The 24,174-nt window shown below is 65.5% G+C and carries 19 protein-coding genes and 5 pseudogenes; 8 read left to right on the top strand and 16 right to left on the bottom strand.

Annotated features, from left to right (window positions below):
• Positions 1–34 precede the first annotated feature (34 nt).
• Positions 35–958, top strand: a complete 924-nt coding sequence (locus tag G4G31_RS00825) for an ABC transporter ATP-binding protein (RefSeq protein WP_182989897.1) — start codon at positions 35–37, stop codon at positions 956–958.
• On the opposite strand, the gene G4G31_RS24795 is transcribed toward G4G31_RS00825, so the two are convergent.
• Positions 955–1,236 (bottom strand): hypothetical protein, encoded by a 282-nt coding sequence (locus G4G31_RS24795; RefSeq protein ID WP_229425255.1) that lies wholly within the window; start codon positions 1,234–1,236, stop codon positions 955–957. The two genes, G4G31_RS00825 and G4G31_RS24795, sit on opposite strands and share 4 nt — an antisense overlap.
• A gap of 165 nt (positions 1,237–1,401) precedes the next feature.
• The gene (locus G4G31_RS24800; RefSeq protein ID WP_229425256.1) at positions 1,402–1,554 is read right to left on the bottom strand and encodes a hypothetical protein; all 153 of its coding nucleotides are present in this window, start codon (positions 1,552–1,554) and stop codon (positions 1,402–1,404) included.
• Positions 1,555–1,820: 266 nt separating this feature from the next.
• On the opposite strand from G4G31_RS24800, the gene G4G31_RS00830 reads away from it, so the two are divergent.
• A complete protein-coding gene (locus G4G31_RS00830; RefSeq protein ID WP_229425257.1) occupies positions 1,821–4,550 on the top strand; it encodes a M1 family aminopeptidase in 2,730 nt (909 codons plus the stop codon).
• A gap of 83 nt (positions 4,551–4,633) precedes the next feature.
• Positions 4,634–5,104 carry a hypothetical protein gene (locus G4G31_RS00835; RefSeq protein ID WP_182989898.1) on the top strand — a complete coding sequence of 157 codons (471 nt, stop codon included), beginning with the start codon at positions 4,634–4,636 and terminating at the stop codon, positions 5,102–5,104.
• 25 nt (positions 5,105–5,129) lie between these two features.
• On the opposite strand, the gene G4G31_RS00840 is transcribed toward G4G31_RS00835, so the two are convergent.
• The 3 genes from G4G31_RS00840 to G4G31_RS00850 all read right to left on the bottom strand — a co-directional run bounded on the left by G4G31_RS00840 (position 5,130) and on the right by G4G31_RS00850 (position 7,540).
• On the bottom strand, positions 5,130–6,353 hold the full coding sequence (locus G4G31_RS00840; protein WP_182989899.1) for a cyanophycinase: 1,224 nt from the start codon (positions 6,351–6,353) through the stop codon (positions 5,130–5,132).
• Positions 6,354–6,422: 69 nt separating this feature from the next.
• Positions 6,423–6,860, bottom strand: a complete 438-nt coding sequence (locus G4G31_RS00845) for a GNAT family N-acetyltransferase (protein WP_182989900.1) — start codon at positions 6,858–6,860, stop codon at positions 6,423–6,425.
• Between the two features lie 77 nt (positions 6,861–6,937).
• Positions 6,938–7,540, bottom strand: coding sequence for a hypothetical protein (locus tag G4G31_RS00850; protein WP_229425258.1), 603 nt, complete (start codon positions 7,538–7,540; stop codon positions 6,938–6,940).
• Positions 7,541–7,674: 134 nt separating this feature from the next.
• Here G4G31_RS00850 and argH point away from each other — a divergent pair.
• Positions 7,675–9,066 (top strand): annotated as a pseudogene (gene argH / locus G4G31_RS00855) (argininosuccinate lyase); the annotation flags it as partial.
• Positions 9,067–9,136: 70 nt separating this feature from the next.
• On the opposite strand, the gene rsgA reads toward argH, so the two are convergent.
• Together rsgA and G4G31_RS00865 are read right to left on the bottom strand one after the other, a co-directional pair.
• Positions 9,137–10,171, bottom strand: a complete 1,035-nt coding sequence (gene rsgA, locus G4G31_RS00860) for a ribosome small subunit-dependent GTPase A (RefSeq protein ID WP_182989901.1) — start codon at positions 10,169–10,171, stop codon at positions 9,137–9,139.
• 300 nt (positions 10,172–10,471) lie between these two features.
• Complete coding sequence (locus G4G31_RS00865; RefSeq protein WP_182989902.1) at positions 10,472–11,035, bottom strand: hypothetical protein; 564 nt, start codon at positions 11,033–11,035, stop codon at positions 10,472–10,474.
• A gap of 210 nt (positions 11,036–11,245) precedes the next feature.
• Here G4G31_RS00865 and G4G31_RS00870 point away from each other — a divergent pair.
• The 4 genes and pseudogenes from G4G31_RS00870 to G4G31_RS00885 all read left to right on the top strand — a co-directional run bounded on the left by G4G31_RS00870 (position 11,246) and on the right by G4G31_RS00885 (position 13,921).
• Positions 11,246–12,047, top strand: a pseudogene (locus tag G4G31_RS00870) (lipid II flippase Amj family protein).
• 182 nt (positions 12,048–12,229) lie between these two features.
• Positions 12,230–12,868 (top strand): PEP-CTERM sorting domain-containing protein, encoded by a 639-nt coding sequence (locus G4G31_RS00875; protein WP_182989903.1) that lies wholly within the window; start codon positions 12,230–12,232, stop codon positions 12,866–12,868.
• 151 nt (positions 12,869–13,019) lie between these two features.
• Positions 13,020–13,247 (top strand): hypothetical protein, encoded by a 228-nt coding sequence (locus tag G4G31_RS00880; protein WP_182989904.1) that lies wholly within the window; start codon positions 13,020–13,022, stop codon positions 13,245–13,247.
• A gap of 8 nt (positions 13,248–13,255) precedes the next feature.
• Entirely contained in the window at positions 13,256–13,921 is a 666-nt protein-coding gene (locus tag G4G31_RS00885) for an HAD-IA family hydrolase (RefSeq protein ID WP_182989905.1), read from the top strand.
• A gap of 303 nt (positions 13,922–14,224) precedes the next feature.
• On the opposite strand, the pseudogene G4G31_RS27320 reads toward G4G31_RS00885, so the two are convergent.
• The 9 genes and pseudogenes from G4G31_RS27320 to paaG form a co-directional block, all read right to left on the bottom strand.
• Positions 14,225–14,473, bottom strand: a pseudogene (locus tag G4G31_RS27320) (cupin domain-containing protein); the annotation flags it as partial.
• Between the two features lie 134 nt (positions 14,474–14,607).
• Entirely contained in the window at positions 14,608–15,657 is a 1,050-nt protein-coding gene (locus G4G31_RS00895) for an NF038122 family metalloprotease (RefSeq protein ID WP_182989906.1), read from the bottom strand.
• A 357-nt stretch (positions 15,658–16,014) separates the two neighbouring features.
• A complete protein-coding gene (paaZ, locus tag G4G31_RS00900) occupies positions 16,015–18,066 on the bottom strand; it encodes a phenylacetic acid degradation bifunctional protein PaaZ (protein ID WP_182989907.1) in 2,052 nt (683 codons plus the stop codon).
• Positions 18,067–18,176: 110 nt separating this feature from the next.
• The gene (locus G4G31_RS00905) at positions 18,177–18,779 is read right to left on the bottom strand and encodes a phenylacetic acid degradation protein PaaY (protein ID WP_182989908.1); all 603 of its coding nucleotides are present in this window, start codon (positions 18,777–18,779) and stop codon (positions 18,177–18,179) included.
• Positions 18,780–18,781: 2 nt separating this feature from the next.
• Positions 18,782–19,987, bottom strand: a complete 1,206-nt coding sequence (gene pcaF, locus G4G31_RS00910; protein ID WP_182989909.1) for a 3-oxoadipyl-CoA thiolase — start codon at positions 19,985–19,987, stop codon at positions 18,782–18,784.
• 15 nt (positions 19,988–20,002) lie between these two features.
• Positions 20,003–21,316 carry a phenylacetate--CoA ligase PaaK gene (paaK, locus tag G4G31_RS00915; protein WP_182989910.1) on the bottom strand — a complete coding sequence of 438 codons (1,314 nt, stop codon included), beginning with the start codon at positions 21,314–21,316 and terminating at the stop codon, positions 20,003–20,005.
• A gap of 44 nt (positions 21,317–21,360) precedes the next feature.
• On the bottom strand, positions 21,361–21,810 hold the full coding sequence (gene paaI / locus G4G31_RS00920; protein ID WP_182989911.1) for a hydroxyphenylacetyl-CoA thioesterase PaaI: 450 nt from the start codon (positions 21,808–21,810) through the stop codon (positions 21,361–21,363).
• A pseudogene (paaH, locus tag G4G31_RS00930) lies at positions 21,803–23,363 on the bottom strand (3-hydroxyacyl-CoA dehydrogenase PaaH). Before paaH ends, paaI begins: the two are co-directional and overlap by 8 nt.
• A pseudogene (gene paaG / locus G4G31_RS00935) lies at positions 23,363–24,155 on the bottom strand (2-(1,2-epoxy-1,2-dihydrophenyl)acetyl-CoA isomerase PaaG). Before paaG ends, paaH begins: the two co-directional pseudogenes overlap by 1 nt.
• Positions 24,156–24,174: the final 19 nt, after the last annotated feature.

Below are 24,174 nucleotides of genomic sequence, written 5' to 3' on the forward strand. Positions count from 1 at the left end.
AAGGGCAAGCCGTCCACACTCCTGGAGAACACCGATGCTATCGATCAAGCAGCTCAACAAGACCTATGCCAATGGCGTCAAGGCCATCAACAATGTCAGCCTGGAGATCCCGAACGGGATGTTCGGTCTCCTCGGGCCCAACGGCGCCGGCAAGTCCTCGCTGATGCGCACCATTGCGACGCTGCAGGAACCCGACAGCGGCAGCATCCATTTCAACGGGCTCGACGTCCTGCAGAACAAGGAAGCGCTGCTGCGCCAGCTCGGCTACCTGCCCCAGGACTTCGGCGTCTACCCGAAGGTCAGCGCCGAAAAGCTGCTGAACCACTTCGCCGTCCTCAAGGGCTTGACTGCCAAGGGCGAGCGCAAGGAAGCCGTGGAAGCGCTGCTGCACCAGACCAACCTGTGGGATGCGCGCAAGCGCGCCCTCGGCACCTATTCCGGCGGCATGCGCCAGCGCTTCGGCATCGCCCAGGCATTGCTGGGCGCGCCGCGCCTGGTGATCGTCGACGAGCCGACCGCCGGCCTCGACCCGGACGAGCGCAACCGCTTCCTCAACCTGCTGGCCAAGATCGGCGAGCAGGTCGTCGTCATCCTCTCGACCCACATCGTCGAGGACGTTACCGACCTGTGCCCGCGCATGGCGATGATCGCCAAGGGCACCGTGCTGCTGCAGGGCGAACCGCAGGCTGCCATCGACACGCTGAAGAACCGCGTCTGGCGCCGCACCGTCAGCCAGGAAGCCCTGGCCGAATACCAGCAGCGCTTCAACGTGCTGTCGACCCGCCTGGTGGCGGGGCGGCCGCAGATCAACGTGTATGCCGAGTCGCAGCCGGACGACGGTTTCACCAGTGTCGAGCCGGACCTGGAAGACGTCTACTTCCTGCAGATCCGCAATGCCAGCGGCGGGGGCGCGAAGGTCGCCGCCGCGGCAAGCGATGCGCAAGCGGCCGTCGTCTAAGGAGCCGGCATGTTGAAAGAATTCTTCAGCTTCGAACTGGGCACCCAGCTGCGCCAGCCCCTGCTCTGGGTATGCGCGCTGATCTTCGGCGCGCTCGCCTTTGCCGCCACGACCACCGATGCCGTCACCGTTGGCGGCGCCATCGGCAACGTCAACCGCAACGCGCCGCTCGTCGTCGCCCAGCTGCTCGGCGTCTTCAGCCTGATGTCGATGTTCGTCGTCACCATCTTCATGGCCGGCACCGTGCTGCGCGACAGCGAAGTCGGCATTTCCGACATGCTGTTCGCCACCCCGATGAAGAAGCACGATTACCTGGCCGGCCGTTTCGCCGCCGGGCTGGTCGCCTGCCTGGTCATCTTCGCCGTCATCGTCCTGGGCATGATGCTGGGACCGCAGATGCCCTGGGTCGACACCCAGCGCGTCGGGCCCTTCCCGGGCGGCGCCTACCTGTGGTCCCTGGCCGTGATCGTCGTGCCCAACCTGTTCTTCATCGGCGCCCTGCTGATGCTGCTGGCCTCGACCACGCGTTCGATCATGCTGGTGTACGTCGGCGTGCTGGCCCTGTTCGTGCTGTGGGTGGTGGCCGGCAAGTTCACCTCGAACCTCGACAACGAATGGATCGCCGTCCTGACCGACCCCTTCGGTATCCGCGCACTGGGCCGCGCCACGCGCTACTATTCCACCGCCGAGGCCAACGCCGGCCTGCCCGCCTTTGGCGGCTATATCCTCGCCAATCGCGCGGTGTGGGCCGCCGTCGCGCTGGGCTTGTTCGGCCTGACCCCTGGTCCTGTTCAAGCCGCAGCGCGCCGGTACCGGCAAGCGCCTGTTCGGCAAGGCCAGGCTGGCCGCTGCCGCCGCGCCGGTGACGCAACCCGTCGCGCTGCCGCGCATCGAACCCCGTTTCACGCGTGCGACGCGCTGGAGCCAGTGCTGGCACATCTTCGCTTTCGATGCCACAGCCGTGTTCAAGAGCGTGCCTTTCCTCGTCATGCTGCTGATCGGCGTGCTGAACATGTTCGGCGCCTCGACCCAGATGGGGCAGATGTTCGGCACCGACGTCTATCCGATGACCCACCTGATGGTGGAACTGCTGAGCTCCAGTTTCACCTTCATGCTGCTTATCATCGTGACCTTCTATGCCGGCGAGCTGATCTTCAAGGAACGCCAGGTCAAGATCGCCGACGTCGTCGATGCCATGCCAGTGCCGAACTGGGCACCGCTGCTGGCCAAGAGCCTGGCGCTGGTTGGCGTGGTGCTGGCCTTCATGCTGGCGGGCGTGCTGGCCGCGATGGCGATCCAGCTGGTGCGCGGCGGTGCGCCGGTCGAGCTGCAGCTGTATCTGAAGGGCGCGCTGATCGCCGGCCTGCCGTTCATTTTCATGGCCCTGATCGGCGTGGTCGCGCAGGTCGTCACGAACAACAAGTTCATCGGCTACCTGTTGATGATCCTGCTGATGGTGTGGCAGATCGTCGCCGGCATCCTGCATTTCGACCACAACCTGTACAGCTTCGCCGGCCTGCCGGGCGCCCCCTACTCGGACATGAACGGCTATGGCCACTTCCTCACGGGCTGGGCCTGGTTCGCGCTGTACTGGACCCTGTTCACCGTGGCGGCCCTGATCGTGGCCCAGGCTTTCTGGGTGCGCGGCCTGTCGACCGACTGGCGCACCCGTGTGCGCGCCGCCGGCCGCCACCTGACGGGACCGCTGGGCGTGGCGCTGGCCGCCTGCCTGCTTGCCTTCGGCGGCGTCGGCGGCTGGATCTTCCACAACACGAATACCCTGGCACGCTACGAAGCCAAGGATGTGACGATGGACAAGCAGGCCCTGTACGAAAAAACCTATCGCAAGTACAAGGACCTGCCGCATCCGAAGATCACGGATATCCGCGCCGCGGTCGACATCTATCCGGAAGAGCGCCGCGTACGCATCAAGGGCAGCTACGTCCTGCAGAACAAGACGAACCAGCCGCTCGACACGCTGCGCCTGCAGTTCAACCCCGATGTCGAAAGCACCCTGTCGGGGCTGCCCGAGCACAAGGTCGAGCTGGACGACAAGACATCCGGCTTCCGCATCATCAAGCTGGCGCAAGCCCTGGCGCCGGGCGCCCGCATGCCGCTGGACTTCGTCATCGACGTGCGCCACCCGGGCTTCTCGAACGGCGGTACGCCCGACACGGTCAACCTGAACGGTACTTTCTTCAACAACCGCGAGTTCTTCCCGTCGATCGGCTACCAGAACGGCTTCGAGCTCACCGACCGCAACGAGCGCCGCAAGCGCGGCCTGGGCGAACCCGAACGCATGGCCAAGCTGGAAGACCAGGCCGCCCGTGCCAACACGGCCTTCGGTGCCGATGGCGACTGGATCAGTTTCGACACCGTCGTCTCCACCAGCGGCAAGCAGATCGCGCTGGCGCCCGGCTACCTGCAAAAGTCGTGGCAGGAAAACGGCCGCAACTACTACCACTACAAGATGGACCAGAAGATGCTGCCCTTCTTCGCCTACCTGTCGGCCGACTGGCAAGTGAAGAAGGCCGACTGGCACGGCATCCCGATCGAGATCTACCACGACCGCAAGCACGCCTACAACGTCGACCGGATGATTACGGGAACGCAGAAGTCGCTGGACTATTTCACGACCCAGTTCACGCCCTACCAGCACAAGCAGGTACGCATCCTCGAGTTCCCGAACTACAACAGCTTCGCGCAGTCGTTCGCCAACACGATCCCGTTCTCGGAGTCGATCGGCTTCATCGCCGACCTGCGCGACAAGGAAGACATCGACTACGTGTTCTACGTGACGGCCCACGAAATGGCGCACCAGTGGTGGGGCCACCAGATCGCTCCCGCGAACGTCCAGGGCGAAACCATGCTGGTCGAATCGCTGGCGCAGTACTCGGCGCTGATGGTGATGGAGAAGGAATATGGCCGCGACAAGATGCGCCGCTTCCTGCGCTACGAGCTCGATCGCTACCTGAGCTCGCGCGGCGGCGAAAAGATCGAGGAACTGCCCCTGTACCGCGTGGAAAACCAGGACTACATCCACTACCGCAAGGGCAGCCTGATCTTCTATCGCCTGCGTGACGAGATCGGCGAAGAGGCACTCAACCGCGCACTGAAGCGCTTCGTGCAGGACAAGGGTTTCCAGGAGGCGCCGTTCACGACCTCGACCGAACTGCTCGACTACATCCGCGCCGAGGCGCCGGTTGCCAAGCATGCGCTGATCGCCGACATGTTCGAGAAGATCGTCTTCTACGATAACCGCGTCCTCGAGGCCAGGGCGAAGAAGCGCGCCGATGGCCAGTGGGACGTGACGATGAAGCTGCACCTGGCGAAAATGGAAGCCGACGGCAAGGGCAGGGAAACGCCACGCACCTACGACGAGCCGGTGGAGATCGGTGTCTTCGCGCGCGCCAAGGGTGCCAAGGAACAGGACGAGCGCGCGCTGCTGCTGGAAAAACGCGTCCTCACGGGCGAGAACCCGGTCGTGACCATCACCGTCAAGGAGCAGCCTTTCGATGTCGGCGTCGATCCCTACAACAAGATGATCGACCGCGTGTCGCGCGACAACCGCAAGGAAGTCACGGTCGACTAAGCGCTGTCGTGGGATGACGGTGGGCTGCCGCGCTGCGCTCGCGCGGCAGCCTTTTTCTTGATGCACCTTTCGAAAGCCGCTCCATGACATCCACGACGTTTTCCACCGGCCGGCCCCTGACCGTCCGGCTACGCAGCCACACGATTGCCGCCTGGGCCTGCATCGCCATCTTCCTGGGCTGCAGTGTCGCCGCCTTCCTCGCAGGCCAGTACGGCCCGTCCGCCTTCTTCTGGGTCTTCATCGCCCTGGGCGCCTACATCCTCGTGTCCTCGGGCAGCTTCGAGCTGGACGAAGATGGCATCGGCCACCGCAACACGATGGGGCGCTACCGCATGCTCTGGCGCGACGTCGAGCGCGTCGACATCGGCGTCCAGGGCACGCTGGTCCTGTACGGCGACGACATGCGCTTCGTCGTGGCGCCGGTGTCGGCGTGGTCGGGGCAGGACAGGGACGCGGCCTTCGCGCTCCTGCGGCGCAAGATGGAGGAACGTGGGCTGGAGCCCCGGACGAGCCATTTTGGCGACTACAAGGCGCACAGGAACGTGAAGCGTTGATTACGCTGGAACCGTCCGTCGGGTGCTACTTGTAGTGATACAGCGGCATCTTCACCACGATCGGCCGGATATCGAGCCGCACGTTGTAGACCGAATACGCCTCGGTCGCGGCCGACATGTAGCCGACGCTTTCCCCGGTGCGGGTGAATTTGAATTCGAAACCGAGATCAGGCTGGACGTTGTGCGGGCTGTCGAGCGTCAGGCCGATGGCTTCGACCTGGTCGCTGTCGATGAGTTTGCCCATCAGGTCCACCACCGTGCTGTTGCCGAGGATATCGGCCGAGAACAGCGGCTCGCGGTAGTAGGGACGCGCCGGGTCGAGGCGGCCTTCGGCCTTGTCGGGCGCGGGCGTGAAGCTGCGGCTGGCGATGTTGAAGCGGTCGCCGTTGTCGAGGTAGCTCAGGCGCACGTTGCTGATGTTGAAGGCGCCCTGCTGCGCATGGGCCCTGGATAAATCGACCACCAGCGCGCCCCTGTAGCCCACGACCTCGACCTCACGGTCGGGCTTGATGATCATCGCCGTGTTCTCGTCGATGCCCAGCCCCAGCTTGTAGCCCTTTTGCAGCATCGCCGGCAGCATCCGGGCGAAGCGGCCGCGCACCAGCAGGTGCTGGTCGACGAACACGTCGTCGCCGATGAAGCCCAGGCCGGGCGTGATTTCCTGGCCGTCCTCGAGGCCGAGTTTCAGCGTGGCGAGCACGGGCTTCGGGTTACCGAACATGCTGCTGCTCATGATGGCGGCGCCGGCGCTGCTGCCGGCGATCACGCCGCCGCGGCGGTACATGTCCCACAGGGCATCGAGCACGCGGGTGTTGCTGCCGTCGGGGCGGCGCAGGGCGCGCGTGATGCGGGACTGGTCGCCGCCGGCGAAGTACGCGCCGCCTGCGGATCGTATCGCCTCCACCAATTCGGGATTGTCGGCCGCGGCCTGGTAATCGGTGCCGGTCAGGCGCACGGCGATGGGGACGAAAAAGGCCTTGGCGCCATATTTGCTCAGGCGTTCGACGAGGGCGGCACCGGACTTTTCCGGGTTGGCCGAAGCCGAGGCGAACACGGCGATACGCGCGCCCCTGCCGCCGGCGAGCGCGACCACGCGTTCCCAGACGGCGGCGTTGTCGGTGCGCAGCGCGCCGCCGATGATGACGAGCGAGCCCTTGGTGGCGGGGAGACGGACCGGTACCTCGGCCTCGGCCGGGATTGCGGTCAGCAGGGATGCGGCAAGCGCAACGGAACCAGCAATTGGCCACATACGACGCTCCTTCTCGAACAGGGAAATCCTAAGCCTGATTCGGGAAAGATGTCGCCGTGTTGAGACCGCTCAGGAGAGATAAATGTTCGGGAAGTAACGTTCCATTAATGTCTCAGGCTGGCGCGGCGCGGTGAAGCCGAAACGCTCGTACAGGCCCTGGGCATCGCTGGTGGCCAGCGTGAAACGGCGCAGGCGCTGCAGGCTGGGATGGCGCAGCACCGCTGCCACCAGCTGCTTGCCGTAGCCGTGACCACGGTATTCCGGCAGGACAAAGACGTCGACCAGGTTGGCGAAGGTGGCGAAGTCGGTGATCACGCGGGCAAAGGCGATCTGGCGGCCGTCGAGGTAGCCGCCGAAGCAAAGCGAATTCTCGATGGCGCGCTCGACAAGCGGACGCGAGATCCCGACCGCCCAGCTCGACTGCTCGCTGAGGAAACGGTAGATCATCGGGATGTCGAGCCGCGACTGGTCGGTACTGGCCTCGAAGCTGGAATCGTTGGTCGTCATCTGCCTGGCCGATCTGGCGAAAAAACCAATTTTAGCCCCATTTGCAGGATCGACAAGATTCGATTGCCGAATTGCTATCAGGGCCGCGTTGCGCCTTCCGGGCGGGCCGGCAGGTAGCGCTCGGGCAGCGCCAGGCCTGCGTCTTCGGCGCGCCAGACCAGGTTGGCGATCCACCAGCGCTTGCCGTCGTGCGCCAGCTGGATGCTGTTAATGCCGCGCATGAAGGGCTTCGGGTCGTGCGGCGAGCGCAGCAATTCATAGGTGCTGAACACGTGCACCAGCTGGCCGAAGCTGTCGGTGCTGCGGGCGATCTCGCGCTCGTGGAACCCGGAGGTATTGAAGGTGCTCATGTTGCGGCTGATGTAGTCCTCGACCGTCAGCGCGCGCAAGCCGAAGCCGCCCTCGGGCTTGGGCAGGATCACCATCAGCTTCGCGTCCGGCGCGAACAGCGCGCGCATGCGGTTCCAGTTGCGCGGCGCTCCCGCGGGGCCGGAAATGACATCGTAGAGGGCGGCGACGACGCTGTCGACCGAGGCACCGTCAGCCTCCTTGACGGTCGTCGGCTGGGCCGGCGCCAGTTGCGCCGGCTGGGCCGGCTGGGCAGCAGCGGCGGCACCGGGGCCGGCCGCGATGACGCAAGCCAGCGCCAGGCCCAGGCTGCGTTGACGAATCTTCTCCATCTTGTACTCCTTCGCTGCATATGTTGACAGGCGAATAATCCGCGATTTCCGCCTCCTTGTCATCCCGGCCCGCTGCGGGCGGGGCCGCGAGATGGCGGTTTATAATCGAACGGATACTTCAACCGGACATCCCCATGACTGCACAATTCTCCAAAAAAGGCGAAGCCTGGTCGGCACGCTTCTCCGAACCGGTCTCGGACCTCGTCAAGCGCTACACGGCCTCGGTGTTCTTCGACAAGCGCCTGGCGCCCTTCGACATCGAAGGCTCGCTCGCCCATGCCGAGATGCTGGCCGCGCAGGGCATCATCTCGCAGGAGGACCTGCTGGACATCGAACGCGGCATGGCGCAGATCCGCGGCGAGATCGAGGCGGGCAGCTTCGAGTGGCTGCTCGACCTGGAAGACGTGCACCTGAACATCGAGAAGCGCCTGACCGAGCTGGTGGGCGATGCGGGAAAACGCCTGCACACGGGCCGCTCGCGCAACGACCAGGTGGCGACCGACATCCGCCTGTACGTGCGCGCCGCCATCGACGACGTGCTGGCCCTGCTGCAGCAGCTGCGCGCGGCCCTTACGGACCTGGCCGAGCGCCACCATGACACCATCATGCCGGGCTTTACCCACCTGCAGGTGGCGCAGCCGATCACCTTCGGACACCACATGCTGGCCTATGTGGAAATGTTCGGGCGCGATGCCGAGCGCATGATCGATGCGCGCCGCCGCGTGAACCGCCTGCCGCTGGGCGCCGCTGCCCTGGCCGGCACCACCTTCCCGATCGACCGCCTGCGCGTGGCCAGGACCCTCGGCTTCGAAGACGTCTGCCACAACTCGCTCGACGCTGTCTCCGACCGCGACTTCGCGATCGAATTCACAGCCGCAGCCTCGCTCATCATGATGCACGTCTCGCGCATGTCGGAAGAGCTGGTCATGTGGATGAGCCCGCGCATCGGCTTCATCGACATCGCCGACCGCTTCTGCACGGGCTCCTCGATCATGCCGCAGAAGAAAAACCCGGACGTGCCGGAGCTGGCCAGAGGCAAGACCGGCCGCGTCTACGGACATTTGACGGCGCTGCTGACCCTGATGAAAGGCCAGCCGCTGGCCTATAACAAGGACAACCAGGAAGACAAGGAACCGCTGTTCGACACGATCGACACCGTGCTCGACACGCTGCGCATTTTCACCGACATGGCCGGCGGCATCACCGTGAAAGCCGGGAACATGCGCGCCGCCGCCCTGCAGGGCTATGCGACGGCCACCGACCTTGCCGACTACCTCGTGAAAAAAGGCCTGCCCTTCCGCGACGCGCACGAAGCCGTGGCCCATGCGGTGCGCGCCTGCGACGGTGCCGGCGTCGACCTGTCGGAGATGTCGCTCGAGACCCTGCGCGGTTTCTCGCCGCTGATCGAGGACGACGTGTTTGCCGTGCTGACGCTGGAAGGCTCCGTCGCCGCGCGCGACCACGTCGGCGGCACCGCACCGAACCAGGTAAAACTGGCCATCGCACGCGTGCGCAAGCAGCTGGACCGAATAAGCGACGCCAGTAGTGACAAGCAGCCCGGCAGGCGGCCGCGCGCCGCGCCAGGGCTGTTCTTTTCTAGCCGCCGCGCTTGTTGCGGCCGCGTTCCTGCGCCGCCCTCACCAATACCTTCCACTTGCCGCGTTCGGCGATTTTATCCAGCGGCGTCTGCGCGGCCCGCTGCACTTCGCGCAGCAGCTTACGGTAGTTGCGCAGCCGGTCCTCGTCGACGCTGCCCCGCACCGCGCAGCCCGGCTCGCTCTCGTGGCGGCAGTCCCGGAACTGGCAAGCCTCGGCCAGTGCCGCGATATCGTTGAAGGCACCGTCGAGCTCATCCTCGTCGGCGTCGGGCTGCCAGGCGCGCAAGCCCGGCGTGTCGATGATGCAGGCGCCGCCCGGACAGCGGTGCAGCGAGCGACCGGTGGTGGTGTGGCGGCCGTGGTCGTCGCCCTGGCGGGTACCGCCCGTCACCTGCGCACTGCCGGTGAGGGCATTGGTCAGCGTCGATTTGCCGACGCCCGATGAACCCAGCAGCACCAGCGTTTGCCCTGCTCCCAACCAGGGCGCCAGCAGGCCGCTATCGGACTGCTCGGCAGGCACCAGGGTCACGGCCGGCACGTCGCCAGGAATGCGCCCACGCAGCTGCGCAATCTTGCTCTCGGCATCGCTGCCGATATCCGGCTTCGTCAGCACCATCACCGGCGCCACGCCGCAGGCGCGCACCAGCGCGATGTAGCGCTCCATGCGGCGGGGATTAAAGTCCTTGTCCAGGCCCATCAGCAGCAGCGCCGTATCGACGTTGCTCGCCAGGACTTGCCGCCCCGAGGGTGTGCGCCGCGTCAGCTGGGTAAGCGGCTCCAGGACGCGCTCGATCCAGCAGTCGCCGAGGCTGGGCGTGACGAGCACCCAGTCGCCGACCACGGGTTGATTCGACGCGTCGAAACGGGCGCTACGGCCCTGGAAGGTGGCGTGCCCGTCGTCGAGCGTGTACGCATCGCGCGCGGCGGCGGTGACGCGGGCCAGGCGCTGTGGTGGCGAAACTGCCGCGAGTTGTGAAACGAACTGCGGGTGAAAACCGATCCTTTGCAGGGCCGGGAAATCGAAGTCGATCATGACGATGTGTTTTCCAATTCAGTGGCGCACAGGCGTGCGCAAGCCGCCGCAGGGGCGCGGCGGAATCGAAGAATGGAAGGTCGGGCGCTTGCGCGCTCAGGACATCGTCGTGATGGACAGAAGCGTCAGGCGGCCGACCGGGAGACGGTATCAGGCTGGTTCATGGGTGTCTCCTCGAGTCGGTGAATGGGGTTTCAATTTTGGCATCGTGCGGCACCTGCGTCAACCGCCAGCCTGCGTGCGCGGTGCACCGGCGTTTTTCGCGGGCGCGAAAGTCGCCGTCATGGCTTGCTCAGGCAATCAGCCCTTGCAAGCACCCGAGATCACGGGTGCGATCTGCTCAGCGTAATCCTTCTCCCACATGGCACGGCTATCCGGTTTGGTGCCGAGTGCGATGCGTTTTGCCGTCATCGCCTTACTGGCCTGGACAACGCATTTGTCGGAGGCGGGGTCATCCTTGTTGACCATAGTCAGTTCATGCGGGGTAACCGTGCGACCGATCTTTGCGAGCAGGGCGATAACCTCTTTTTCGGCCGCTTCTTCGGCTTCGTCGATCGCCACCAGTTCTTTCAAAGGAGATTCGTAGCACACGTCCTCATTGATCTTGTCGAGGTACCAGCTGTCACCGCCAAAGCTGTGCAGCCATGCCGCCTGCTTACCGGTATATCCGCCGTAGGAGTTTTTCGAATTCACTTCCAGACAGGCGCGATTCTTGTAGACATACACCTCGCCCCACTTCGCCGAGTCCGGATCCTTGAGTTTTTCGCGCACGGCCTTGCGCATCGGGTTGTCGAGCATGCCTTTGTCACAGCCGGCTACAGCAAGGACGAGACAGAGGATGAGTAATTTTGAAATGCGCTTCATGAGTAAGACCTGGATGTATGTTCAGTTATGAAATTGTACATTCCATACAAACAACGGTGTAGCATTTAGGAAATTTATTTCTGTCGAGCAGACCTCACCGCGTTGAGTCAAGCACTGTCCCGGCGACACGAAGTGGGCTAGCACCATTTCTTCTTGCCGCGCCACCCGTTCGATGTCAGCATGCGTGTCTGACAACACCGGCACCGACGCATGGATACCCAGCTCTGGCTGATCTGCTTCCTCACCTTCGTCATCCACCTGATCGGCACCCTGGCGTATTCCGTGCGTATCGCCGGTGTGCGCACGCGCCGCATTGCGGTGTCGTTTGCGCTGTTTTCCATCCTGGTGCTGGTCTCGCGCACCTCGAATTCCTTTCTCGGTCCGTTTCTCGCCAAGCGGGTCGAATCGAACCTGGCCGGCGCGGTGAGTACGAACCTGCTGGCGGACTTCCGCTGGCTGCTGGTGGCAAGCTCGCTGGCGACGCTGGCCGGCGCCCTGCTCATCCCGACCTTCCAGCGCGTCTTCTGCCGCACCGTGGACCACTTCCAGGTGCACCGTTCGGTGCCCAAGCTGATCCTGCACGGCTTCTTGAAGGGCGGCCTGTCGCATGCGCGATGCGGCCACCCTGCCGGCGGCGTCCAACGTGAGCGGCCTGCGCGGCAGGAACACGGTGTCGCTGTCGATCACCCTGCTCAACGTCGGCGCCGTCGCGCTGTGGACGGTGGGCGTGTTCGCGGCCCTGTATGCCGGGGCGCTGGCGCCGGAAGTGCGGGTGACCTCGAGCACGCTGTCCTCGATCATCAATGGCGGCGCGACCATCATGATGGCCGTGTTCATCGATCCGCACATGTCGGGCATGACCGACGATGTGGTGGAGGGGCGCGTCAGCGAAGGGGATTTCCGCCACGCCATCGTCTGGCTGGTGGGCAGCCGCCTGGCCGGGACCTTGCTGGCGCAGGTGCTGCTGGTGCCGTCGGCGTCATTGATCGTGTTCGTGGCGCAGGTGCTGTAGGTTTCCCGCGCGAGCGCTGCAGCCGGTCGCGGACGCCTGCATACAGGCCCCCTCTTGTCGACAGACCTTACACATTGCGCCGCCAGCGAATACTGTTAGTTCCCAAGTCATTGATACCGCGCATGATTCCTTCGTGGCATGGAGCTTGCTGTAAGACGCATTCCACAACCAGGGGAAACCTCATGATAAAAAAACTCGTCGCCCTCGCGGCCACCGCCTTGTTTTCGCTGAACGCGTCGGCCGGCTATGTCCAGTATGACTTCCATTACGGTGAGCCGAGCCGCGGCCTGGACGGCTTCATCGTCCAGCACGATACCGATGGATCGATTGCGCTGTTCTCGTTCCAGCTGGCCGACCCGGTGTTCGATAACGGCCGTTTCGGCTGGTATTTCTATCCGATGACGGGCGAAGGCGATGTGCTCCTCGACAGCGCGTCCACCCGTTTCCGCAAGAACGGCCCGACCAATTTCTCGATCCTGGACACCTACGGCGCCGACCATGTCACGAACCTGAACGTCGAGTTCGAGCGCGCCAAGGGCGGCGGCTTCACCTACACCGTCAACTACTTCGCCAACCTGTTTACGGACGAGCCGCCGGTGATGTATTTCGACACGCTGAAGGGTTCGGCCACCCGCGGCAGCGTCGATCCCGAACTGGTCGCCTATCTCGACGCGATGGGCGGCTACGAGTACGGCGTACCGAAGATCGTGCCGGTCTATGTCGGCCCGGGCGAGGTGCCCGAGCCGGCCAGCATTGCCCTGCTGGCACTGGGCGCGGCAGGCCTGGCTGGCGCGGCGCGCCGCCGCAAGCCGGCCCGCTGAGGCGTTTTCCGGCTGCGCCAGCGACCGGCGCAGCCATCCTGCCGATGGCGCCTTTCTGGCGCCCTCTCGAAGCCCACACTGTTCGACGCAGCACAGAGCGCCCGCCTGCCACCGCCTAGAATTGCCGCACTACCCCAGTGTGGAGGACAGGATGCAACGCTACAAAAACCTGAGCGGCGAATCCGGCGTGCTCGCCTATGAGATCGGCGCGCGCTCGATCACGGTGCGCTTCGCGGGCGGCGACCGCTATCTCTACACCGACCAGAGCGCCGGCGCCGAGAACATCGCGGAAATGCAGCGCCTGGCAACGCTCGGCAGCGGCCTGTCGACCTTCATCAGCCAGGTAGTCAAGGACCGTTACGAGCGCAAGCTCGATTGATGCGCCCGATGGCCACTTCCCTGCCCGACCGCAGCTTCGCCGCCTTTCTGTTCGATATGGACGGCACCCTTCTCACCTCGATCCGCTCGGCCGAACGGGTCTGGAGTGCCTGGGCATCACGCCATGGCCTCGACGTCGAGACCTTCCTGCCGACCCTGCACGGCAAGCGCACCCATGACACCATCGGCCAACTCGGCCTGCCTGGTGTCGATCCGATTGCGGAAGCGGCCTGGATCACGGCGGCCGAGATCGAAGACGTCGCCGACATCGAAGCCATCGGTGGCGCAGCCGATTTCCTCGCCAGCCTGCCGCCCGCGCGCTGGGGCATCGTGACCTCGGCACCGCGCGCGCTGGCAAAGGCGCGTCTTGCGGCAGCGGGCTTGCCTGCGGCCAACCTGCTGGTGGCGGCCGAGGACGTAAAGCACGGCAAGCCGGCGCCCGATCCCTTCCTGCTCGGTGCGCGCCTGCTGGGGGTGGATGCGGCCGATTGCCTGGTATTCGAGGATACCCAGACGGGCCTGCGGTCGGCGGCGGCGGCCGGGATGGAGAGTATTGTCGTGACCTTGACGCATGCGCACCCGATGGAGACGGACGTCTTCGGCGTGCGCGATTATGCCGAGCTGCGGGCCGTCCTCACGCCCGATGGACGGCTGAGGGTCACCCGGGCTGGCTAGGCCGCGAACTACTCGTGCCGGTACACCCGCGGCTTCAGGTCGTGCTCTTCCAGCGCCGGCGAATCGGCTGGCGCCACCCCGCCGTGCCGGTATCGCGCTTCGGATACGGCGTGCCGTCCCGGTGCGTGTAGCTGTCGGTGCTGCCGTCGTAGAGCAGGTCGATGTCGGGATAAACGGCGCGGTCAAGCGGGCTTTCGGGGCCGATCGCCAGCAGCAGCGCGTTGCCCCAGCTGCGGTTGACCGGTGGTGGCCATTCGGCTGGCCGGCCGGGAAGGCCGCGTAGTCGCCCGCGCGCATCAGGGTTTCTCCCTCGTCGGTGACGAGCGTCAGCTCGCCCGAGACCACCATCACGAACTCGTCGACATCGGAATGCCAGTGGCGTTGCGACGATGCCGCGCCGGGTTTGAGCTCGACGAGGTTGACGCCGAACTGGGTCAGTCCGCCGGCCGCGCCCAGCGCCTGGCGGCTGCGCCCGCTGACGATATCGTCGAAGGGCGGCGGATAGCCGGTGCCGCTCACTACCGGAATACTGTTCAGGTCCAGCCTAGGCATAGGTGCTCCGCGTCAGGTTGATGAAAGCCCATGATAAAGGATCGCCAGGACATGCGCCGCGCCGGCCGTATCTGACGGCCCCATGAAAAACGGCGCCCGCAGGCGCCGTTCCTTCCAGCCGGACGGAGCCGGTGTTATTTGCGGCGGCGGCGCAGACCGACGACACCGGCCAGGCCCAGGCCGAACAGGGCGATCGAGGCTGGTTCCGGCACGGCGTTCCAGCCGATCGCGTCGTACAGCTGGATGTCGAGCTTCGAGATCGCCAGCACTTCGCCACGGCCCGCGGTCGGGTCGAGGATACCGATGTGCATGTTGTCCTTCCAGTGGCTGGCCTGCTGGCCATCGCCCCAGGTACGACCTTCCGAGAACGGCGCCAGCTTGCTGTCGCAGTTATCCAGCGAGAAGAACTTGTCGCGGCTGTCGGCGGCGAAGTCGAGGTCGGCACCGGCGAACTTGCTCTCGTCCGAGCAGCGGAACAGGTCGGCAGGCGCGATATAGGTGAAGGCCGCGTCCGAGAAGTTGCCGCTGCGGTTCAGGTCGAGGGTGTCGACGCCGCTGACGAAGCCGAGCGCGTGGCCGATTTCGTGGGTGGCTACGCCGACGAAGTCGAAGGCATTTGAATCGACGCCATTGGCCGCATCGAAGTCCCAGGTGAACAGGTTGCTGAACGAGACCGAACCGTCGACCAGCGGATTGTTAGCGTCGAGCAGGCCGGCTGCGCGCGCGTTGGCCGTCGTCAGGCGGATGGTGGTGTTGTTGGCGTTGCAGTTGTTGTCCAGGAAGGGCGTGCCGCTGCCGGCGCCGTTCGGATTCACGCCGGTGCCGTTCATGTAGACGCCCAGGCAGCTGCTGCCCGACAGGCCGGCAACCGCAGCCCGGTCGGTCTTGCCCCAGGCATCGGCTGCCGGGGCATCGCGGAAAGCGTCGTAGCTGACGGTGCCGCGCGTCGAACCGGTCGAACCGAGCACGCCCGGGCCGAGTGCCGAGAAACCGATGTTCAGGTTGACGGTGACGTTGTCGTGCAGCACGCGGCTCCAGTTGTCGGCGGCGGCCTGGAAGCCGGCCAGCGCACGCGCGTCCATGTCGGCCGCGTGGTTGAACTTGATCGTCAGGGCCTGGGCCGAACCTGCATAAGCGCACACCAGCAGTGGCAGGACCTTGGCAATTTTCTTGATCGTTTTCATCTCTTCTCCGCTCTCGCTCGTTATCGAACGAATGTTTTCTACATTTTCTTTGGCAATCCGGGTGGTTGCTTATTTTCCTATTAGCAAATTTCGGGCCAGAAAACTAAGTCATTGTTTCCGAATAACAAAATTATTGAGTGGGATCAGCGCTTGAAGCGAATGTAAGATTTTCCGACAGGAAATTTGAAAAGCGGCGACCCATGCCGGGTTGGCCGGGCCTTACCGTGGTGGAGAAAAAAGGCGCGGGCCGCACGAAGCGGCCCGGCGGTAGCGTCGATCGACGACCGCGCATGTGGCCCGCGGGATGCCTGCCCAATCGCAGGACCGCCGCGGTCCGGGGACGAGCCGATGGAAGGCTCAGCTGCGCTTTTGCACCAGCGTCAGGATGTCGTAGCTGGCCACCAGTTCGTCGTTCTGGTTGGTGACTTGCACGTCCCACGCGACCACGCCCTGGCCGCGCCCCTGTTCGTCCGTGCGGTTACGGTCGACCTTGCGCTTGCAGGTGAGCCGGGCGCGGATGGTGTCGCCAATCGCCACCGGCGCGACGAAACGCAGGTTGTCGAGGCCATAGTTGGCCAGCACCGGGCCCGGTGCCGGCGAGACAAACAGGCCGGCGGCCGCCGACAGCACGAAGTAGCCGTGGGCGATGCGCTTGCCGAACTGGGTGTCTTTCGCGGCGATCTCGTCGAAGTGCATGTAGAAATAGTCGCCCGAGACGCCGCCGAAATTCACGATATCCGCCTCGCTCACGGTACGGCGGTGCGTCAGCAGGGAATGGCCGATCTCCAGGTCCTCGAACCAGCGGCGGAATGGGTGGATCTCGCTTTCCTTGACGGCGCCGCCGCGCACGTATTCGCCCGTGACGGCGGTCAGCATCGTCGGCGAGCCCTGCACCGCCGCGCGCTGCAGGAAGTGCTTCACGGCGCGGATGCCGCCCAGCTCCTCGCCGCCGCCGGCGCGGCCCGGACCGCCGTGCTTCAGCTGCGGCAGGGGCGAACCGTGGCCGGTGTTGTCGACCGAGGCTTCGCGGTCCAGGATCAGCACGCGGCCATGCGAGGCCGCGGCAATCGGCACCGCATGCGCGGCAATCATCGGGTCTTTCGTCGCCAGCGTCGTCACCAGCGAACCGCGGCCCAGCGCGGCCAGGTGCAGGGCCTCGTCGATGTCGCGGTAGGTCATCATCGTGCTCACCGGCCCAAACGCTTCGATGTCGTGCACGGCGGCGTTGATGGCGGCGTTGCGGCACAGGAGCAGGGTCGGCGAGAAGAAGGCGCCATTCGCGCAGCCTTCGCCCACCGGTGCGAAGCCTTCGTGGGCGCCGAACAGTACCTCGTTGCCGCGGGCGAGCATTTCGACGCGTTCCGACACGTCGCGGTGCTGGTCCATCGATGCCAGCGCGCCCATGCGCACGCCTTCCATCTTCGGATTGCCGACGACGATCTTCGACAGGCGCTCGCGCAGGCGTTCGCCCAGCGCATCCACGTGCTGCTCGGGCACGATGATGCGGCGGATCGCCGTGCACTTCTGGCCGGCTTTGCCGGTCATCTCGCGCGCGACTTCCTTGACGAACAGATCGAATTCGGCGTCGTCGGGGGTTACGTCCGGCGCCAGGATCGCGCAGTTGAGCGAGTCGGCTTCGGCCGTGAAGGGGACGGATTCGCGGATCAGGTTCGGGTTGGCGCGCAGCTTGGCGGCGGTGTCGGCCGAGCCGGTGAAGGTGACGGCATCGAAACCGGTCAGGCGGTCGAGCAGGTCGCCGGTCGAGCCGATGACGAGCTGCAGCGCGCCTTCGGGCAGCAGGCCGGACTCGATCATCATCTTGACGACGGCATGGGTCAGGTAGCTGGTGGCTGTCGCCGGTTTGCCGATGCAGGGCATGGCGGCCAGGAAGCTTGGCGCGAATTTCTCGAGCAGGCCCCAGATCGGGAAGTTGAAGGCGTTGATGTGCACGGCCAGGCCGCCTTTCGGCACCAGGATGTGGGTGCCGGCGAAACCGCCGCGCTTGCCCAGCGCGAGTGCCGGGCCTTCGTGCAGCACGTTCGACGAGGGCAGCTCGCGCGAACCCATGCTGGCGTAGGCGAACAGGGTGCCGATGCCGCCTTCGACGTCGACCCAGCTGTCCTGGCGGGTGGCGCCGGTCAGGTGCGAAATCTCGTACAGCTCTTCCTTGCGCTCCATCAGGTACAGGGCCAGGGCTTTCAGGCGCTGGGCGCGGGTCTGGAAGTCGAGCTTCATCAGGCCGGGGACCCCTAGCTTGCGGGCGTAGGTGACGGCTTCGTCGAAGTCGAGTTTTTCAGCGTGGGTGTGGTAGACCAGCTGGCCATCTAACGCGCTGTGCAGGGGGGTGTGGGCTTCCTGGCCGATCCAGCGGCCGCCGATCCAGCTTTGCAGGGTGCTTGGGGGTAGCATGTTGTTGTCTCCTCGGGATTTGTTGGGGCAGGTGGTGTGCAAGTGCTGTACCGCGTGGGCTCAAGAGCCCACCCTACGTATAGATTGATGTTTGCGTACGTGACCGTTGGCTATTTTTTGGGCGCGTGGCCGCCTTGGTTGCTGAAGTCGAACTGTGGACGGTTCGGTTCTACCTCGGTAAACGCCTCGACTTCGCGCATCGTGTTCAGCGAGCGCACCGCCAGCTGGTGGTATTGAAAGGTGCCGAAGCTCTTCCACTTGATTTCGTCCTCTTTCAGTTCGCGCATCACGCGGGCCGGGGTGCCCATTACCATGCTGCGCGGCGGGATCACCATGCCGGCTTTCACGAAGCTCATGGCGGCGACGATCGATTCTTCGCCGACGACGGCGCCGTCCATCACGACGGCGTTCATGCCGACCATGGCGTTGCGGCCCACGCGGCAGCCGTGCAGCACGGCGCCGTGGCCGATGTGGCCGTCGACCTCGATCACGGTTTCGCCATTCTCGAAGCCGTGCATCACGCAGCAGTCCTGGACGTTGGCGCCCTCTTCCAGCACGAGGCGGCCGAAGTCGCCGCGCAGGGACGCCAGCGGGCCGATGTAGCAGCGCGGACCGACGATGACGTCGCCGATCAGCACCGCCGTCGGGTGCACATAGCTCGACGGGTGGACCACGGGGCGCACGCCGTCGATTTCATAGACTTTTACCGCCACGCTTAGACCCGCTCGATGATCAGGGCGATGCCCTGGCCGACGCCGATGCACATCGTGCACAGCGCGTAGCGTCCGCCGGTGCGCTGCAGCTGGTAGACCGCGTGCGTGACCAGGCGCGCACCGGATGCACCCAGCGGGTGGCCCAGCGCGATCGCGCCGCCATTCGTGTTCACGTGCTCGGCGTCGTCGGCCAGGCCCAGGTCGCGCATCACGGCCAGGCCTTGCGCGGCAAAGGCTTCGTTCAGTTCGATCACGTCCATCTGGCCGATGGTGAGACCCGTCTGCGCCAGCACCTTTTTCGTCGCCGGCGAGGGGCCGAAGCCCATAATGCGCGGCGCCAGGCCGGCGGTGGCCATGCCGACGATGCGCGCGCGCGGCGTGAGGCCGAAACGTTCGGCAGCGGCGCCGGAGGCGATCAGCAAGGCGCAGGCACCGTCGTTCACGCCCGAGGCGTTACCGGCGGTGACGGTGCCGTCGGGCGTGACGACGCCCTTCAGTTTCGCCAGCGCTTCGATGGTCGTGTCCGGACGCGGATGCTCGTCGGTGTCGAACACCTTCGAATCCCCCTTCTTCGAATGCAGCGTCACGTGCACGATCTCGTCCTTGAACACGCCGGCAGCGTTGGCGCGGGCCCAGCGCTGCTGGCTGCGGATGGCAAAGGCGTCCTGGTCGGCGCGGTTGACGTTGAAGTCACGCGCCACGTTCTCCGCCGTTTCCGGCATCGAGTCGATGCCGTACTTCGCCTTCATCAGCGGGTTGACGAAACGCCAGCCAATCGTGGTGTCCTCGATCTTGGCCGCGCGCGAGAAAGCGGAATCGGCCTTGCCCATCACGAAAGGCGCGCGCGTCATGCTCTCGGAGCCGCCGGCGATGATCAGGTTCGCTTCGCCCGAGCGGATCGCACGGCCGGCCAGGCCGACCGCGTCCAGGCTGGAGCCGCACAGGCGATTAATCGTATTGCCCGGCACCTCGGGCGGCAGGCCGGCCAGCAGGCCCGCCATGTGGCCGACGTTGCGGTTGTCCTCGCCCGCCTGGTTGGCGCAGCCCCAGTACAAATCGTCGACCATGGCCCAGTCGACGCCCTTGTTGCGTTCGATGAGGGCGGCAATCGGCAGCGCGGCCAGGTCGTCTGCACGCACGCTGGCGAGTGCGCCGCCGTAGCGGCCGAAGGGGGTGCGGATGGCGTCGCAGATGAATGCGTCGATCATGGTTGAATCTCCTCGTTAGTTATTCTTGGGTCGCTTGTCGACCACGCGCCGGGCCTTGCCGGTCAGGGTGCGCTCGATGCCCATCGGCGGCATCAGCTTCACCTTGGTGCTCACGCCGACATAGGTCTTGATTGCATGCTGGAGTTCGGCGCTCAAAGCATTGATGGTATCGGCAGACGCGCTTTCGACCAGTTCGCCCAGCACCTCGAGACAATCGAGGTGGCCGTCGCGCGTCACCACCAGCTGGTATTGCGGCGCCAGCGCCGGCATTTTCAGGATCAGTTCCTCGATCTGGCTGGGGAAGACGTTCACGCCGCGGATGATCAGCATGTCGTCCGAGCGGCCGGTAATCCTGCCCATGCGCCGCATCGAACGCGAGGTCGGCGGCAGCAGGCGCGTCAGGTCACGCGTGCGGTAGCGGATGATGGGCAGCGCTTCTTTCGTCAGCGAGGTGAAGACCAGCTCCCCCTCTTCGCCGTCGGGCAGCACCTCGCCGGTGTCGGGGTCGATGATCTCGGGGTAGAAATGGTCTTCCCAGACGACAGGGCCGTCCTTGCTCTCGATGCACTCGCTGGCCACGCCCGGGCCCATCACTTCGGACAGGCCGTAGATGTCGACGGCGTCGATGCCGGCCGCCGCTTCGATATTGGCGCGCATGGCATCGGTCCAGGGTTCGGCGCCAAAGATGCCCACCTTCAGCGAAGACTCGCGCGGATCCATCCCCTGGCGCTTGAACTCCTCGACGATATTGAGCATGTACGAGGGCGTGACCATGATGATCGCCGGCTGGAAGTCGGTGATCAGCTGCACCTGCTTTTCAGTTTGCCCGCCCGACATCGGCACCACGGTGCAGCCCAGGCGCTCGGCGCCGTAGTGGGCACCGAGGCCGCCGGTGAAGAGTCCATAGCCGTAGGCCACATGCACCATGTCGCCAGGGCGGCCGCCGGCGGCGCGGATCGAGCGCGCGACCACGTCGGCCCAGGTGTCGATGTCCTTCTTCGTGTAGCCGACCACGGTCGGGCGCCCGGTGGTGCCGGACGAGGCGTGCACCCGCACGACCTGCTCGCGCGGTACCGCAAAGAGACCGAACGGATAATTGTCGCGCAGGGTCTTCTTTTCGGTGAAAGGGAATTTCGCCAGGTCGGCCAGCGTTTTCAGGTCGTCGGGATGCACGCCGGCCCCGTCGAACGCGCGCCGGTAGTGCGGCACGTTCTCGTAGGCGTGGCGCAGCGACCAGCGCAGGCGTTCGAGCTGCAGCGCCTGCAGCTCGTCGCGGCTGGCGCGCTCGATCGGCTCCAGGTCGCCAGGCGATGGATGACGTTGGACCATTCCGGACCTCCTTCTCAGCGTTGGGTGGGGTCGCCAGCCGGCGACTAAGTCGTCACTTCGGCCACCATCCCGCTCACGCGGTGCGACTTGCCGCGGAAAAGCGCGAGGACGCGCCCTTCCCCGTTCGTCACGGTGACGTCGTAGACGCCGGTCTTGCCGGAGAGCGCCTGCTCGACCGCCTCGGCCACCAGGACGTCGCCCTCGCGTCCAGGGGCCAGGTAGTCGATCGTGCAGCCGGCGCCGACCGTGTTGAAATTGTGCGAGTTGCAGGCGAAGGCAAAGGCGGAATCGGCCAGCATGAAGATGAAGCCGCCGTGGCAGGTCGCATGCCCGTTGAGCATGTCGGCACGCACCCGCATGCGCATGCGCGCGTAACCCGGACGGATGGCGTCGAGCGTCATGCCCAGCGCCTGGCTGGCGGGGTCGCGCTCGTACATGGTCTTGCCGGCCAGTTCGGCCAGCGCCTGCGGGTTGTGCTGGATATCGTCAGGCATGGAAGCGCGCTCCTGCCCCGCCAGCGGCCAGCTTGCGGCGCAGCAGTGGCGACACGCGGTAGCGGTCTTCGCCGTAGGTGGCCGCAAGATTGCCCAGCACCGACACGATGTGATCGATGCCGACGCTGTCCGCCCAGGCCAGCGGGCCGCGCGGATAGTTCACGCCCTTCTGCATGGCGATGTCGACCGCGCGCGCGCTGCACACGCCCCGGTTGACGGCATCGGCCGCCTCGTTGGCCAGCATGGCGACGGTACGCATCACGGCCATGCCGGGGACGTCGTCCAGGCGCACGACCTCGAAGCCGGCCGCACGGAACAGGCCGACGACGGCATCGTAGGCCTCGTCACTGCACTGGTCCGCGCGTGCCAGCGCGATGCGCGTGGCCCTGGCGTGATCCAGCAGCAGGTCGTAGACGACCGTGTTCGGATGGCTGTTGGCGGCGGCGCGCTCGGTGGCGCTGCGACCGTCGGTCAGGAAAATCGCGGCACCGTGGCAATGGAAGGCCGGGGCTTCGTGCTTCTCGGCCCCGGCAAGCGGCTCGCGGTGCGCGACCGTGAAGCCGGCACCAAGCAGGCGCGCTTCCATCGGCGAGCACGCTCTGCGTGATTTCGCGCGCGACGCTGATGCCGACCGCGTTCGGGCGTGGACGTGCGGCTTCCACCTGCGCCACCGGCTTGGCGGCATCGTCGCCGTAGCGATAGAAACCGCGTCCCGTCTTGCGGCCGAGGAAGCCGGCGTTCACCAGTTCCTGCTGCAGCGTCGAGGGCGTGAAGCGCGGGTCGCCGAAATAGGCGGCGTGCACCGACTGCGTCACCGAGAAATTGACGTCGTGGCCGATCAGGTCCATCAACTCGAAAGGCCCCATGCGGAAACCGCCGCAGTCGCGCATCACGGCGTCGAGCGTGGGCGCATCGGCTGCCCCTTCCTGCAGCAGGCGCAGCGCTTCCGCGTAATACGGACGGGCCACGCGGTTGACGATGAAGCCGGGCGTGGAGGTGGCGTGCACCGGCTCCTTGCCCCAGGCTTGCGCCGTGGCGTAGACCGTATCGGCCACGCGTTTCCCGGTCGCGAGACCGCTGACCACTTCCACCAGCGCCATCAAGGGCACCGGGTTAAAGAAGTGCATGCCGACCAGGCGCTCGGGCTTGCTCAAAGGCGCGGCAATGGCGGTGACCGAGATCGAGGAGGTATTCGTCGCCAGGATGCAGTCGTCGCCGACGATGCCTTCCAGGTCAGTAAACAGCTTGCGCTTGGCGTCGAGGTTTTCGACGATGGCTTCCACGACGAGGGCGGCATCCTTCACGCCGTCCAGCGAATCGACCGCCTGCAGGCGTTCACGCGCGAGGTCGGCCTCAGGCGCGCCCATGCGGCCCTTGTCGACCAGCTTGGCGTAGACCTTGCCGATCTCCTGAATCGCCTTCGCCGCTGCCTCCGGGCGCGTATCGAACAGGCGCACCGGATGGCCGCTTGCGGCCGCGATCTGGGCAATACCGGAGCCCATGGCGCCGCTGCCGATCACGGCGACGATGGCGTCTTTTTCGAGTGCCGTCATCATTCCCCCTTGAACTGCGCCGGGCGTTTGCCGATGAAAGCGGCGACGCCCTCGCGGTAGTCGTGACTGTAACCCAGTTCGCGCATCATCTCGCCTTCCAGCTTCAGCTGGTCCGGCAGCGTGTTCGCGTAGCTCGCTTGCAGCGCTTTCTTGGTGAAGGCCAGGCCTTTCGTCGGCGCGCTGGCGAAGTGCTCGGCCATGGCCAGCGCTTCGTCCATCAGCGCCTCGTCCGGCACGCAGCGCCAGATCAGGCCCCATTCTTCCGCCTTTTCGGCGCTGAGTTTCTCGCCCAGCATGGCCAGGCCCGTGGCGCGCGCGTGGCCGATCAGGCGCGGCAGGTGCCAGGTACCGCCCGTGTCGGGAATCAGACCGAGCTTGCAGAAGGCTTCGATGAAACTGGCCGATTTGGCGGCCAGCACGATGTCGCAGGCCAGCGCCAGGTTGGCGCCGGCGCCGGCGGCCACGCCGTTCACGGCGCAGATCACCGGCATGGGCAGACTACGCAGCGTCATCACCAGCGGCGCATAGAATTTTTTCGACCGAGTCGCCCGGGTCCACGGCCGCGCCGCCCGGTGCGACGGCGCGGTCGGCCAGGTCCTGGCCGGCGCAGAAACCGCGGCCGGCGCCGGTCAGTACCAGCACGCGCACCGATTTATCGGCCTGCAGCGTGTTCAAGGCGTCGCGCACTTCCAGGTGCATGGCCTGGGTGAAGCTGTTGAGGCGGTCGGGGCGGTTCAGGGTGAGGACGGCAACGCCGTTCTCGATCTTGAAGAGGATCGATTCGTAGCTCATTCGTGTCTCCCTTGTTCTT

The organism is Massilia sp. Se16.2.3, from assembly GCF_014171595.1.
Classification (GTDB): domain Bacteria; phylum Pseudomonadota; class Gammaproteobacteria; order Burkholderiales; family Burkholderiaceae_D; genus Telluria.

Excerpts from the sequence above, each read along its gene's own strand:
- paaI (WP_182989911.1), bottom strand. The coding sequence starts at position 21,810 with ATGCCTGACGATATCCAGCACAACCCGCAGGCGCTGGCCGAACTGGCC.
- G4G31_RS00845 (WP_182989900.1), bottom strand. The coding sequence starts at position 6,860 with ATGACGACCAACGATTCCAGCTTCGAGGCCAGTACCGACCAGTCGCGG.
- G4G31_RS00865 (WP_182989902.1), bottom strand. The coding sequence starts at position 11,035 with ATGAAGCGCATTTCAAAATTACTCATCCTCTGTCTCGTCCTTGCTGTA.
- G4G31_RS00880 (WP_182989904.1), top strand. The coding sequence starts at position 13,020 with ATGCAACGCTACAAAAACCTGAGCGGCGAATCCGGCGTGCTCGCCTAT.
- G4G31_RS24795 (WP_229425255.1), bottom strand. The coding sequence starts at position 1,236 with ATGTCGGAAATGCCGACTTCGCTGTCGCGCAGCACGGTGCCGGCCATG.
- pcaF (WP_182989909.1), bottom strand. The coding sequence starts at position 19,987 with ATGATCGACGCATTCATCTGCGACGCCATCCGCACCCCCTTCGGCCGC.
- G4G31_RS00825 (WP_182989897.1), top strand. The coding sequence starts at position 35 with ATGCTATCGATCAAGCAGCTCAACAAGACCTATGCCAATGGCGTCAAG.
- paaZ (WP_182989907.1), bottom strand. The coding sequence starts at position 18,066 with ATGCTACCCCCAAGCACCCTGCAAAGCTGGATCGGCGGCCGCTGGATC.
- G4G31_RS00840 (WP_182989899.1), bottom strand. The coding sequence starts at position 6,353 with ATGTGGCCAATTGCTGGTTCCGTTGCGCTTGCCGCATCCCTGCTGACC.
- rsgA (WP_182989901.1), bottom strand. The coding sequence starts at position 10,171 with ATGATCGACTTCGATTTCCCGGCCCTGCAAAGGATCGGTTTTCACCCG.
- G4G31_RS00850 (WP_229425258.1), bottom strand. The coding sequence starts at position 7,540 with ATGGAGAAGATTCGTCAACGCAGCCTGGGCCTGGCGCTGGCTTGCGTC.
- G4G31_RS00885 (WP_182989905.1), top strand. The coding sequence starts at position 13,256 with ATGGCCACTTCCCTGCCCGACCGCAGCTTCGCCGCCTTTCTGTTCGAT.
- G4G31_RS00895 (WP_182989906.1), bottom strand. The coding sequence starts at position 15,657 with ATGAAAACGATCAAGAAAATTGCCAAGGTCCTGCCACTGCTGGTGTGC.
- G4G31_RS00835 (WP_182989898.1), top strand. The coding sequence starts at position 4,634 with ATGACATCCACGACGTTTTCCACCGGCCGGCCCCTGACCGTCCGGCTA.
- G4G31_RS00875 (WP_182989903.1), top strand. The coding sequence starts at position 12,230 with ATGATAAAAAAACTCGTCGCCCTCGCGGCCACCGCCTTGTTTTCGCTG.
- paaK (WP_182989910.1), bottom strand. The coding sequence starts at position 21,316 with ATGGTCCAACGTCATCCATCGCCTGGCGACCTGGAGCCGATCGAGCGC.